Here is a 13706-nt window from a genome sequence, read left to right as displayed (position 1 = left end):
ATCGCGCCACCAAAAACCAGCGCCCAGGATTCCAAGCTCTGCAACAATGTGGGCGTTGAAACCGCATAGGTATTCGTTCCCATCGGCCCCACCCTCAAGCACCAAGCACCGATTCAACGAGGTTTCAGCTCAAGCCGCCGCAAATGGCATGTCACTTCCTCACGGTCGTGATACAGCTGCTTGCACGCAATCGAAACCCGTACCTTGCGCGCCTTGAACGTCGCCTCCATGCGCTCGAGCAGCCGCCGTACCTCGGCATAACGCTGCTTCATCGGCAACTTCAGGTTGACCACCGCCTCCCGGCATAGCCCCTCACCCAACCAGGTTTCGATCAGCGAAGTCGTCCGCGCCGGCTTCTCGACGATATCGCAAACCATCCAGTCCACCGGTTGCCTGGGTTGCCAGGTAAAACCATCGGCCATCAGGTGCTGGACCAAGCCGGTATCCATCAGGCTCTCGGCCATCGGCCCATTATCGATAGCCGTCACCAACATGCCACGACGCACCAGCTGGTAAGTCCACCCTCCCGGCGAAGCCCCCAGGTCGACGCCGGTCATATCATCGCCCAAGCGCTGCTCCCACTGCTCACGCGGGATGAAATGGTGCCAGGCCTCTTCCAGCTTGAGGGTCGAACGGCTGGGCGCCTCGCGGGGGAACTTGAGACGCGGGATACCCATGGGCCACAACGCGCTGTTGTTGGCCGCAGCGATACCCGCAAATACCCGCCGGCCACTGATGAAGGTCAGCAGCAAGCGTGGGCGGCTGGCGTCGTCAACCAGGCGCCCGGCCTTTTCCAGGGCCTTGCGCAAAGGCACTTCGAACTTGCGGCAGAACGTCGATAACGCCTTGCCCTCGTTGCTGTCCAGCACTTCCAGCCACAGGCTGCCGAACACCGGAAAACCAGCCAACTGCGCCAGCAGCACACTGATACGGTCACTTTCCGGCAGCTCGACAAACGCACCCCGGGCCCATTGCCGCGGGAAGATCAGCTGATTGAAACGCAGCTCCCCCATCAACCGCTCGGCACCGCCCTCCTCGCTACAGACAAACTCGGCGCTGGCACTTTGCGGCTTGCCTTTGGCATAGCCCGCGACACCCAGGCGGGCGGCATGTTCGCTGATCTCGGCGCACACCTCACCCTCGAAACCGGGCCGGCAATGCATGAACAGGGTATTCATCTCTCACTCCACTACGGCGGGCGCGTCACAGGCGCCGGCAGGGCGGCGATGATAAAGGAAGTTCGGAACCTGCGACACGCCCCGCCGGTCCAGAAAAGGGTCAGGTGGCCTAAACCGGTCTAACCTGACCTTTCAGCCAGGTCCGTGCCGTGCGGGCCGATACATAACGGTGCTACCGGCAAACCGCAATTCAATGCCGGGCACCGGCGCAGAAGGAGTTGGCAATGCCCTCGCTCGATAGCCTGAACACCCTCAAGCCGCTCAAGGTCGGCGACCAGACCTACCACTATTTCAGCCTCACCGAAGCCGCCCGCCAGCTGGGTGACCTGCAACGCCTGCCCATGTCCCTGAAGGTGCTGCTGGAAAACCTGCTGCGCTGGGAAGACGGCAAAACCGTGACCGGCGACGATTTGCGCGCCCTCGCCCAATGGCTGGGCGAGCGGCGCTCCGACCGCGAAATCCAGTACCGCCCCGCACGCGTACTGATGCAGGACTTCACCGGCGTACCGGCAGTGGTCGACCTGGCCGCCATGCGCGCCGCCATGGCCAAGGCCGGCGGCGACCCACAACGCATCAACCCGCTGTCACCGGTCGACCTGGTGATCGACCACTCGGTGATGGTCGACCGCTACGGCACAACGCAAGCCTTCAGCGAGAACGTGGAAATCGAAATGCAGCGCAACGGCGAGCGCTATGCTTTCCTGCGCTGGGGCCAGAACGCCTTCGACAACTTCAGCGTGGTACCGCCGGGCACCGGCATCTGCCACCAGGTCAACCTGGAATACCTGGGCCGCACGGTATGGACCCGTGAAGCCGATGGCCGCACCTATGCCTTCCCCGACACCTTGGTCGGCACCGACTCGCACACCACCATGATCAACGGCCTGGGCGTGCTCGGCTGGGGGGTCGGCGGTATCGAGGCCGAGGCGGCCATGCTCGGCCAGCCCGTATCGATGCTGATCCCGGAAGTGATCGGCTTCAAGCTGACCGGCAAGCTGCGCGAGGGCATCACTGCGACCGACCTGGTGCTGACCGTGACCCAGATGCTGCGCAAGAAAGGCGTGGTCGGCAAGTTCGTCGAGTTCTATGGCGACGGCCTGGCCGAGCTGCCGCTTGCCGACCGCGCCACCCTCGCCAACATGGCCCCGGAGTACGGCGCTACATGCGGGTTTTTCCCGGTCGATGACGTCACCCTGGACTACCTGCGCCTGTCTGGGCGGCCAGAAGCGACCGTGCAACTGGTCGAGCAGTACTGCAAAACCCAAGGCATGTGGCGCTTGCCCGGCCACGAGCCGCTGTTCAGCGACACCCTGGCGCTGGACATGCACGACGTCGAAGCCAGCCTGGCCGGGCCCAAGCGGCCGCAGGACCGGGTCGCACTGGGCCAGGTCAGCCAGGCCTTCGACCACTTCATCGAACTGCAACCCAAGCCGCTGGCCAAGGAAGTCGGCCGCCTGGAAAGTGAAGGGGGTGGCGGCGTGGCCGTTGGCAATGCCGACCAGGCCGGCGAGATCGACTACAGCCACCAAGGCCAGACCCACACCCTGCGCGATGGCGCCGTGGTGATCGCCGCCATCACCTCGTGCACCAATACCTCCAACCCCAGCGTGATGATGGCTGCCGGGCTGGTAGCCAAGAAAGCCCTGGAAAAAGGCCTGCAACGCAAACCCTGGGTGAAAAGCTCGCTGGCACCGGGCTCCAAGGTGGTCACCGACTACTTCCAGGCCGCCGGGCTCACGCCTTACCTCGACGAACTGGGCTTCGATCTGGTTGGCTATGGCTGCACCACCTGCATCGGCAACTCCGGCCCGCTGGATGAAGCCATCGAGAAGGCCATTGCCAGCGCGGACCTCACCGTGGCCTCGGTGCTGTCGGGCAACCGTAATTTCGAAGGGCGCGTTCACCCGCTGGTCAAGACCAACTGGCTGGCTTCGCCGCCCCTGGTCGTGGCCTATGCGCTCGCTGGCAGTGTGCGCGTGGACCTGACGCGTGACCCGCTGGGTACGGGCAAGGACGGCCAACCGGTGTACCTGCGCGATATCTGGCCCAGCCAGCAGGAGATCGCGGCGGCCGTGGCCAAAGTCAACACGGCCATGTTCCACAAGCAATATGCCGAAGTGTTCGCCGGCGATGCCCAGTGGCAGGCCATCGAGGTACCCCAGGCCGCTACCTACGTGTGGCAGGCAGACTCCACCTATATTCAGCACCCTCCCTTCTTCGACGACATCGGCGGGCCGCCACCGGCCATCACCGACATCCGCGGCGCCCGCGTGCTGGCGCTGTTGGGCGACTCGGTGACCACCGACCATATTTCCCCTGCCGGCAACATCAAGGCCGACAGCCCCGCGGGGCGGTACCTGCGCGAAAAAGGTGTGGAGCCACGCGACTTCAACTCCTATGGTTCGCGGCGCGGCAACCATGAAGTGATGATGCGCGGTACGTTCGCCAATATCCGAATCCGCAACGAAATGCTGGCGGGCGAGGAAGGCGGCAACACCTTGCACGTGCCCTCGGGTGAAAAACTGTCGATCTATGACGCGGCCATGCGCTACCAGCAGGAAGGAACCCCGCTGGTGGTGATTGCCGGGCAGGAATACGGCACCGGCTCCAGCCGCGACTGGGCGGCCAAGGGCACCAACCTGCTGGGCGTGAAGGCAGTGCTGGCGGAAAGCTTCGAGCGTATCCACCGCTCCAACCTGGTGGGCATGGGCGTGCTGCCGCTGCAGTTCACGGCCGGGCATGACCGCAAGGCGCTGGGGCTGACCGGCAAGGAGCAGATCGACGTGCTGGGGCTGGACGGCGCACCGATTCACCCCGGCATGCCGCTACAGGTGCGCATCACCCGCGAGGATGGCCAGCAGGAACAGATCGAGGTGCTGTGCCGGATCGATACCTTGAACGAGGTGGAGTACTTCAAGGCGGGGGGGATTCTTCACTACGTGCTGCGACAATTGATAGGAAATTCAGAGGTTTAGCAGCGTTACAAGCTTTGATTGGCTTTGCTTGACCCTGAGCGAGATAGTACTTATTTAATCAGTTAATATTGACCGCGCTCCGCACCGTAGCCATGCTGTAGCCACAACCCTTGGCTACGTGTGCTGGAGCTCCTATGGCTACATCAACCCCTCTAGACCGAAAATTTTCTTTTACAAAACAAACGATTAGAGATCTTCCCCTCCCCGCCTCCGGCGACGTGACGTACCGAGATTCCCACCCAAACGCTGGAGGCCTAGCGCTACGTGTGACTGCTGGCGGCGCCAAGACATTTTTGGTCGTAAGGCGTGTCGGCAACACAGTCAAACGATTCAAAATCGAACCATTCGACTACGCACTCTGCAAATTGGAAGCACTGAGGAAGGAAGCGGCCCGAATCAGCAGTGACATCTCCGGCGCTACGTCAGCCAAGAAAGTCGAAAAAGCCAAAGGGCTTATCACACTGGAAACGGCTTTTAACGACATGATGTCTGCAAAAAATCATGCGTACAAAGAAAAAACTAAGATTTTTTACAGTCGAATGTACAAAAACCATCTTGCATATGCAGGCAATAAACCGCTTATTGAATTTGATGGGCAATATGTAGTAACCATGAAAAACAAGATGGATAAAGTCGGCAGACGTGTTTCCAACGTTGCGCTTGGCCTTTTACGTAATGTTTTTAACTATGCGATGACAGCTTATGCGCCAGAGAACACACCAATCTTTATCTACAACCCCGTATCTGTGTTAACTGCCCGCAAGCTCTGGAACCGTGAAAAACGTTCGAAAGATGGGCTTCAGCCGGCAAAGTTCAACAAATATGTGACATCTATTATCAAAACAGAAATCATGGGCCCTACACGAACAGTGCCCAATATTTACCACATCTCAAGTTCCTTACTAATGTTCATGCTTTTTTCCGGTCTTAGGCCCACAGAAGCATCACACATCACCAGAGATATGCTTGATCACGACCGTAAAATTATTAAATTCGGCGCAAAGGAAGCTGACCTACTGATTAAAAATAGGAAAGAATACTCTCTGCCATTGAACGAAACAGCGTACCAGCAGTTAATTTACGCAGGCGCCTATCACGACTCGAAATACTTTTTCGCTGCTTTGGATGGCAAGCCAATTCGACATACAACAATGAAAGTGTTTATCGATCGTGCAGCAAAACAGTTCGGAATCCGACAAACCATGAAATCCCTGCGCTCCACATTTATCAGTATTGGAGAAGCAAGCGGATTAAGCCGTTTTATTGTCAAAGCCCTGGTAAACCACGATGACGGTAGCGAAAATGATGTGACCGATGGTTACAAAGTCCCCTACTACATTGAGCTTAAAGCAGCAACCGAAAAAATTGAGTCCTACATTTATGAGCACTCAAAGCTTGACCCCGAGTTTGTGCGCAACCATGTAGAGCGAAAATTATAGTAGTCGCATGTCAGGGGTGCGGACTTCGCTTTGCCTGACTGCGAATTTGCTGCCCGAGAATGCGCAAACCGCACCCGACCTTTGCGATATCGCCCTCCTGACAAGCAACAAAAACAACCAGGCACATCCCACCAGTGCGAATCCACTATTGACGACTGCAAAGAGTAGGTTATACAGCGCCAATCGAGGCACTCAAGGTATCACAAAAGGCACTTTAACTGCCATTTGAGGCATTTATTTCAAGCAAGTGCTTCCACCGCGAAAAACTCCACAGGCATAATAAAACTAAGAGCTACTGCTTAGCCAGTTGTGTCTATGTCAGACATAGACTCGGCTACTCACATCCCTTCGGGTGTTGCGTGTTGCTCCGCCAACAACAAAAACAAGAAAGGTGGAACAGGATGAAAAGAAAGGACTGCAGAATAACATTCCGACTCACTGAGCCAGAAATAAATCAACTTAAGTCGAAGATGAAAGAAGCTGGATACACCTCGGCTAGCGCTTTCATCCGAGACTCCGTTGTTACAGGCAAGGTCAAGCCTAAAATCAGCTCTAACATTGTCATTATTGCCAAAGAGCTCGCCACACTCGCCGGAATGATAAAGCTGGACAAGCCAAAGTCAGACCTCTTGGAGAAAGTGCGCGCTATCGCCTCTGCAAACGCCGGAGGTGTCGTGTGATTGCCAAAATTTTCCCTAAATCGTCCGGATCTTTTAAAAACCGCATCCGGTACATCTTTGGCTGCACAAAGCACGACCACGCTATCTCCGAAATCCGGACGATTTCCCTCAACTGCCTAGCCTCAGACCCATTGCCGGGCCTGCAGGACGGCAGCGAAAAAGGTGTCTTGGCAATGGTGGCCGAGTTCGACCAGGTGGAAGCTATGCGCCGGATGTCAGTCGACTCCGATCGCCCTATAAAGCCTGTCTTCCACGCCATGCTTTCCCTGCGACCAGGCGAGCACCTTAACAACGAGCAATGGGCTCAGGCAGTCCAAACCTACATGTCCGACCTGGGCTTCGACGAGGACAACAAGTATGTGGCGGTGATGCACCGCGACACAGACCATGAGCACGTGCATATCGTGGCCAACAGAATCCACTTGGACGAGGAGTTCCGACTAGTAAGCGACAGCAACGAACGCTCGACATCAATGGATTCTGCATCTGACATCGAGGACATGTTCGGGCTGAGCAAGGCCCCTCGCCCCACCGAAACATGGGGCACCGCCTACACCCACGCGGAAGTCAAAGCAGCAACCCGCGAAAACGACATACCCCACAAAGCCCGAATGATCGCCAAAATCGCAGGCGCAATCGAGCAAACTCGGGACGAAGACGGAGACATGTTTACTTTTGTTCGTCACCTGCGCCGGCAACAGGTGTACATCCATTTAACAAAAAACGAGGCAGGACAGCCTAAAGGCATCGCCTACGAGTTCCAGGGAAGAGTAATTTCAGGCAGAAAATTAAAGCGCTCTCGACTCACTTTTCAAAAACTCACCATCCAGGAAGGTATCAATTATGACCCAGAAACCATTTACGAGCTTGAGATTGAAATTGCAAAAAGAGATCCAGACGATCAAATCGGAGTTACAAAACGCTTCCTCTACGTCAGATTTTTCTCGAAAACCAGACGATTCAACGTCAAGTTCGAGCCGAAATCGAAGTCCGAGAGAGAAATAGATGCCATGATTGAGGCCATCCAGCGCTTCCTGTCGGCCCTATTCGGTATCCCATTTGAGTCCAAAAAGGAAAAGGAGCGCAGGGAGTCAAGGTACGTGGAGTACTATCCCGATATAGCGTTGACCCGCGACATGTTTATTACCGCGAAGATGCAGGAGCACGATGAGTCACCGTCGATTTAAGAAAAGACCCTGGATCCCCGAACCAGGGCCTGCAGCCTTTATGCTGGCAGAATGTGCGCCGGCAGCTCTCGCCCGTACAAGAAGAAGTCCGCTTTGCAGTCGCTATCGATGGTTGTCACACGGAATAGCAGCGCATTAGAGTGAAAATCTGTCGATGTGACGAGTTGCTGGAATAGCTTAAGATTCTGTTTTTGGAGTGGGGTGAGGTTCGCCTTTTTACTCATTAACACGGCTACCGGCGTGCGTTCTATAAATGTAAAATATTTACCCAGGAAACCTACCATCACGTCCGACAATTGTATTCCGGGAGTAAATTTTGAATCTGCAAAACTAAAGTCAACATCTCGATCGCCGTCGATAACCCTTATACCGGCAATGGCTTCCTGAACTGTCTTTTCCTCATCAAAAATATGACGAGAATTCTTGAAACGTGCGATACGATTGATAAATATGTCTTCGAAACCCTCAATTACATAATCCGGCTTATTATGCATAAGGAACGTAAGACCAGGGATTATTTGACCCTTCAGTAGAATTTCAAGCAGCGCGGATAGAGCACCATTCTTCTCGATAGGAGCATGCTTGACAACGAAAGATCGAACATCCTTAAGAAATGCAACAGTTGAATCAGGTTTCAAATCAGGATAATTGTATCCTTTTAGGATTGCCAAGAAGCCAAGAACGTCTTTGGAAACCATCCTGTAGAGCTCATTTTTAAGCTCTCTATGACCGAGCAGATATTCACGAAAAGCATCTTCGGCCACTATGGACTCAACGATATCCAAAATTGCCCAATTGAGGATATTAAGATTCGTGTAGTGAATTTTGATGTCATGCTCAATAAGCCAGGAAAAGAACTGCCCGAGCTTCTTAGAATCAAGAACTTTTTCGAAGTCTCCTTTCGCCACTAAGTCAAATTTAATCTCAGGGGCGTTTTTTTGTATTTTGAGGATAGCCCGAAGTTCATTGATATCCGGAAGCTCTTTTCCAGACTCGACCGCAATACCTCCGAGTACGAAATTGTCGTACTTAGTTACGTTAAAACCGTCCTCTGTGAGCAAAAGCTTTCGAATATTATTTGTTTCGTCATAGTAGATAACCATTTCCTTTTCGGTGCCATGCACCATAGGATCAAACGGTGCGAGTGATTCCACCGGGAGCGGCCTATCTACCACTTCGCTTTGAGACCCATCCAAATTATCAAAACTAGAAAAATCAGTCACCTAAAACTCCCTTGTAAATAAGTAGTTCGACTTTAAGCTTTGCCGCCATCTCAACAGCTGCAGGGGTAAATCCGTTGGCGCTATACACAACAAATTTGCTGCAGCCATAGTAGTGACCGCCAGAATGCGCTTGCATCACTGCCTCAACACCAACGTTCCCTGAATAGTTCTTACACTGTATACCAATTTTTTCGATATTGGACTGCGCTAATACGTCAACACCAAAGTCACCGGTAGAACTGGTCTCTGAAACGGTGTAACCCAGATTGCGATAAAGATCTACCACCACCTTTTCAAGCGTTCCGCCGACGTCTCGACTACTTGGACGGCTGGCGAGACGACTTGAGGTTTGGCTCAGCAGCTTATCGATCACCAAACCTTTGAATACCACATAGCCTTTCCAGGGTGCTCCAAATTGTGCCTTTAGAAGTTTGTGGATTTTGTCAAAATTCAGTGTGCCGTTAGCGTATTTAATATTCTGCGTGGAGAACACTTTTAGCACCGACTCCCTATCGCGGACTACAAAGTCTAGAGCAACTTTGAATCCATTCGCTTCGTCATATGCGCCTCTGCTTAATCGTGAAAGCCCTTCAAGGTCGCTTGCGTCAGCATTACCATTGATATATGACTCAAACATTTTTGAATAAAAGGGGATTTCGTGGGGGTCAATACCATCTAGGGACGGGTTGATCAACCCACCCAAATCCATCAGCACCATGAGCAGCTCGAATCGCTGAGTTACGGAGAGGTCATCGACATTATCAGCAAAAAAACCCTTAATATCATCCGGAAGTGTATGAAAACCCGGAAGCTCCATAACTTTAGGCTTTAATTCTGAATAACGCCCCTCAACATATATTCCGCTCAGCAATGCCCATTCATTAAAAAGTCCAGGAATAGATGAAAAGCCATCAGACATGTCGAAAAGCCTTTCGACGAATCGGTCAGCATCCAGATACATGATGCTTTTCGGGTCATTGTTTCCATAAAAGATATAGCGCATGTCAGCCCTGAATGCCTTGGTCGTTAATCACCCGAGCTTACCTGATCTGGCCATCCTCGTGCCATCACCGGCAAAAAGGCTTTTTTTGGCAGCAACACAAAGGCTGTTTTGGGGGACAAAAAGCTCAGTTCCGGGAGCTGAGGAGGTGCTTGCAGATCAGGCGAGAGGCGGCCCAGGCCGTACCGAAGGTGGGACAATGTAGGGCATGGATGTATTAGGATCAGGGGTGGCCAGCCTGTCGATGGATAAGCGGCAAGCAATGTTCACGACGAGCGTGGTGAATAGCGTGACGGCTAGGGATTAAGCGACGTGGGAACCAAATTTTTGATCATGTTTCCTCCGCTCATGCCGATCCATCGCCTGAATGATCGGCACTAGCTCCAAGGAAATGAGGTACGCAGTGGCTAGATGGTCGAGGTTAATTACAATTTCCCCGGAGTTATGCTTAGTGCAATGTCATAGATTCTCGCAAGTACGCGAGCATCCAGCAACGCATGATGCGGCACGCCTCGCAACTCAACGAAGATTTCAGGGTCTTTGCTGTCAAACAGCTTGGAGATGTCGACCGGTCTGTTACTGACATTGCCAGGCCATTTTCCGTCTTTGTAGGCCATCTCGGCGAAGAAATCCCAATCCCAGGCCGGAGCATCACTGCAAATCTCCACCTGCTCTTCAAAGCGCCCAAGAAACTCGGCAAGCATTGCCTGAGCCAGGGTGAATGTCGCCCCATATTTTTCATTGTCGAGCTGGGGCAGAACTGTATCGATTACAAATTCTGAACAGTCCTCCACTTCGTAAGTATCAATGAGCTCTACATAAAACTCGGCTCCGTTTTCAGATACCAACGCCAACGAAATTAGCTTTTTGCCTGCGTTAAGCTCAGTGAATTCCGTATCCAGAAATAGCTTCATTTTCGGTACGACCCATAAATCATAACCATGTCCTCCCCCTCAGTATTCCAGTTATTATCTTCGTTAAAAGCGCCGTCCCACCACTCGGGATTCTTTCGCCGATAAAGCATGCCACACGTGACATGCTCTATGTTTTCGAATCCGCTTTCGAAACCAGGAGTTACGACACGGGCATCAGGATCCAGCTTGGACAGCAAATCTATTAATTCGCTAACTTTCATCGCTCCAACCCCAAGAGCACGAAAAAAGCGATAAATACTTCGGGAGCCTCCCTGCAATTAATTCTTCGCCCCTGCCCGACCAGCAAATAAACTGTATTACGCGTAACGAATATAGATTTATCTAAAAACAACAACATTTGGCTTGTCCTGACGGTGCTGCTAAGTGTGTTTTTAGCATCTTTCAGGACGTCAAGCGAACAAATAACAAACGGTTTAAGGTCGTCATATTTTGGCGATGCTTCCGCAGGAGGGGAATCGACATGCACCAAGAACCAGTTTTTAACTATTGTTGCCGGCTTGCCGTAGATTTCTACGCTATGGTCAAAAATATGCTCGGCATCCTTCAGCGACATGCCACTATCTTTAATCAAAACGCTTTTTTCGCGCCAGCGGCTGCGTATGGATTCCTTTTTCATTTCCAAATCTGTGCTGGACTCGGGCTCAAAATGGCGCATACGGCAACCTCCTAACGGTGACCACTTATACTAGCAGATACTTAAATAGGCGGCTATACGACCGACATCCTGGTAACGCTGATTTCGACCGGGGCGCTGTGGGGGAATCCAGGCTGCGTCGCCCTGACCAAAAACGTAAGCTCGTCAAAAAGCCGCCCTCCATTCGCATCCCGCTCCCCAGTGAACTCCCAGCTTTCCCCGACCACGCCGCTTTGTTGCCAAATCTGCTGGCCGCCGTTCAGGACAGTGATTTCATAGGTTGACGCTGATGCTTGGGAAATGTCGTCGTCGTAGAACACCACTTCCTGCCCTGACCCACCTCGGGCTCTCCAGCTCAGGGTTGCTATGCCGCTGACTTCCCCCCCTTCGCCGCCGTTGACGCGGAGATGCCCAGGAGGAAGTGGCTGATCATTTGTGCCTTGTACCCCGTACAGTTGTTCGGTGGACTCCTCGATCGTTTGCCTGCGCGTTTGCGTCTGCACCAAGGTTTTCAGGTATACCGTCGATCCTTTGGCAAACTGACCATTTGTAATGCCATGCCCTTCGCTCACCGCCCAGATTTTTTGGCCCGCCAGATGTTCGATTGGGATGGTACCGAACAGTCCACGGCGGATGTTTTTAAGCTGGCAGGTGGTGCTTGTTAGCTGAATTGTTGACTCGTAGCTCAGCCATTCGCCGTCGATCCACATTATCCCAAGTGCCTGCCGGTTTTCGCCGACGCTGTAGGTGTCTAGCTCGTCGACATTCCCGCGAATAATTGGGCCATCTGCCATCGTCCAGGCACCTGCGGACATAGTATCAACCAGCTCAAAAACCGGAGTAAAAGCAGCGTCGCCCTGGTCTGCCCAGCTCTCCCCATCCTGCCGAGTGAGCAGTTTGTATTGCTGCCCGGCGCTTGGCTGCTCTGCCAAAACTAGCAGCGACCGTGTTAACCCTGCGGCGCTGGCGAAAATCGCAGGGGCTTCGACGATTTCCAGGCTGGGCGGGGTGGAAGGCTCGAACGTAAGCTTTGCCCAGACTTTGTCCGTACCATCGCTATAAACAGTGTTCGTTACCCCGAAAACGTCTTGGCTAAGGCTGAGCTTTATCGTGCTGTCCTCCAACGAACCTAAATCCACGCCCATGACCCGCATTACCATCTTCTCGACTTTCAGTGGTGGCCACGACAGGAGCACGACATCACACATCTCCGCGTCGAACATTGACCGATTGCACTCTACAACGCAGCTTGCCAGCGGCACGGACAGAGGTCGCATCTCTCTCTGTGCGATTTTCGCTGCCAGGGCTGCGGTGGAGATGCTCGGGGTGTCGTAGCTGACGCCATCGCTATCTCCTTTGTGGATTCTTAGCCCCAGGTTCTGAGCTGTCGCCGTACGCTCCGTGAATCCGTCTGCGATCGAAAGGTACTTAACTTTAACTTCATTAACCGCAGTATCCAGCGATCCACGGTTGAAATTTGAAAGGGATTTTATGTTTGATGCATCGACAACAGGCAGCGTTGAAATGTCGTAATCCTCTCGAACGATTTTGAGTTTTAGCCTGCCTGTCGCCGCGTCAGTGGCAAGATTGCCGTTGATGATTTTCAGTAGGTCATCGACGATAGCTGAGGCTGTTTTCGACGAGTCAACGACGCCAGAAACACCGTACCCTTCGCCAAAAAGCGCCTGGGCAACAGACTCAAAGGTTGTGACGTCGACAAGGGACTTTGAAATCGAAGCGCCGAAGCGCTGGTCGGTCAGGAATTCATAAATCACGTACGCTGGGTTTGCGTCATCACCGACGACTTCCAGGGCAGTATTTCCGGTTGGGGATTTGGGAAACCGCGAGCAGACAAAGCTGACTTTTGCCGGGGTTTCCGAATTGCCGATGTAGAAGCCTTCGAGAACGGCGTGACAAAGGGAACGCAACGGCGAAACGATATCAATACCCACGACTCGCTGGAGGTAAGCATTAGCGGCCTGGGCCAGATCACCATTATAAAAACTGACCGTCCCGCCAACCCCGCCATTCTTTTCTTCACCGCCAAAAAGCTCTGGTTTATTGATTTCAAACGAGCCGTTTTTTATCACACCTTCCCAAGCAACATTGTCGTCAAACCATACTTGCTTTAGTGTTACATCTGGGCCATGACAAATCCCGAGCTGTACGCCCATGTAATATTTGTAGCCGACGGTAACTTTCTTGGAACTAAACCCAGTCTTAACTTTTTGCTTAATTGCTTTTGTTTTTAGATCACCGTACCAAAGAACATTGGAACCGCCCAGTTTCCGGGTTCCATATAAGACCTGAACTGGCCTTTCGGCTGCGGTTGGAAAACTGAAATCCTCGATGCCTGCGGCCTTGGCATTATCGGGAGTTTTTGCCATTCGCATAGCGACAACCATCATGATCAGCATGATGACGAAATAAGCAGCAAGCACCATATCTTTATTCT

At 53.1% G+C, this 13706-nt stretch carries 10 protein-coding genes; 4 read left to right on the top strand and 6 right to left on the bottom strand.

Features of this window, described 5'->3' with window-relative positions; genetic code table 11:
- Nucleotides 1–113 precede the first annotated feature (113 nt).
- A complete protein-coding gene (gene rlmM, locus L1P09_RS07780; RefSeq protein ID WP_054905083.1) occupies nt 114–1178 on the bottom strand; it encodes a 23S rRNA (cytidine(2498)-2'-O)-methyltransferase RlmM in 1065 nt (354 codons plus the stop codon).
- Nucleotides 1179–1402: 224 nt separating this feature from the next.
- Between rlmM and acnA the strand changes: the two genes are divergently transcribed.
- From acnA to L1P09_RS07760, 4 genes are all read left to right on the top strand, one after another.
- Nucleotides 1403–4153 (top strand): aconitate hydratase AcnA, encoded by a 2751-nt coding sequence (gene acnA, locus L1P09_RS07775; protein WP_235768712.1) that lies wholly within the window; start codon nt 1403–1405, stop codon nt 4151–4153.
- Between the two features lie 134 nt (nt 4154–4287).
- Entirely contained in the window at nt 4288–5592 is a 1305-nt protein-coding gene (locus L1P09_RS07770) for a tyrosine-type recombinase/integrase (protein WP_235768711.1), read from the top strand.
- A gap of 401 nt (nt 5593–5993) precedes the next feature.
- Entirely contained in the window at nt 5994–6272 is a 279-nt protein-coding gene (locus L1P09_RS07765; RefSeq protein WP_235768710.1) for a ribbon-helix-helix domain-containing protein, read from the top strand.
- Nucleotides 6269–7459 (top strand): relaxase/mobilization nuclease domain-containing protein, encoded by a 1191-nt coding sequence (locus L1P09_RS07760; RefSeq protein WP_235768709.1) that lies wholly within the window; start codon nt 6269–6271, stop codon nt 7457–7459. The genes L1P09_RS07765 and L1P09_RS07760 overlap by 4 nt, the downstream gene beginning before the upstream one ends.
- A 38-nt stretch (nt 7460–7497) precedes the next feature.
- Here the strand turns inward: L1P09_RS07760 and L1P09_RS07755 are convergent, their stop codons facing one another.
- From L1P09_RS07755 to L1P09_RS07735, 5 genes are all read right to left on the bottom strand, one after another.
- The gene (locus L1P09_RS07755) at nt 7498–8682 is read right to left on the bottom strand and encodes a DUF3800 domain-containing protein (protein ID WP_235768708.1); all 1185 of its coding nucleotides are present in this window, start codon (nt 8680–8682) and stop codon (nt 7498–7500) included.
- Nucleotides 8675–9685 carry a restriction endonuclease gene (locus L1P09_RS07750; RefSeq protein ID WP_235768707.1) on the bottom strand — a complete coding sequence of 337 codons (1011 nt, stop codon included), beginning with the start codon at nt 9683–9685 and terminating at the stop codon, nt 8675–8677. The genes L1P09_RS07755 and L1P09_RS07750 overlap by 8 nt, the downstream gene beginning before the upstream one ends.
- Before the next feature lie 422 nt (nt 9686–10107).
- A complete protein-coding gene (locus L1P09_RS07745; RefSeq protein ID WP_235768706.1) occupies nt 10108–10596 on the bottom strand; it encodes a 3'-5' exoribonuclease in 489 nt (162 codons plus the stop codon).
- A 217-nt stretch (nt 10597–10813) separates the two neighbouring features.
- Nucleotides 10814–11272: a DUF6957 family protein gene (locus L1P09_RS07740; RefSeq protein WP_235768705.1), complete on the bottom strand. Its 459-nt coding sequence runs from the start codon at nt 11270–11272 to the stop codon at nt 10814–10816.
- Between the two features lie 53 nt (nt 11273–11325).
- Nucleotides 11326–13695 (bottom strand): phage tail protein, encoded by a 2370-nt coding sequence (locus L1P09_RS07735; protein ID WP_235768704.1) that lies wholly within the window; start codon nt 13693–13695, stop codon nt 11326–11328.
- Between the last annotated feature and the right edge of the window lie 11 nt (nt 13696–13706).

The organism is Pseudomonas juntendi (assembly GCF_021560075.1).
Lineage (GTDB): Bacteria > Pseudomonadota > Gammaproteobacteria > Pseudomonadales > Pseudomonadaceae > Aquipseudomonas > Aquipseudomonas juntendi.
This window is presented reverse-complemented; position numbering and strand designations above follow the sequence as displayed.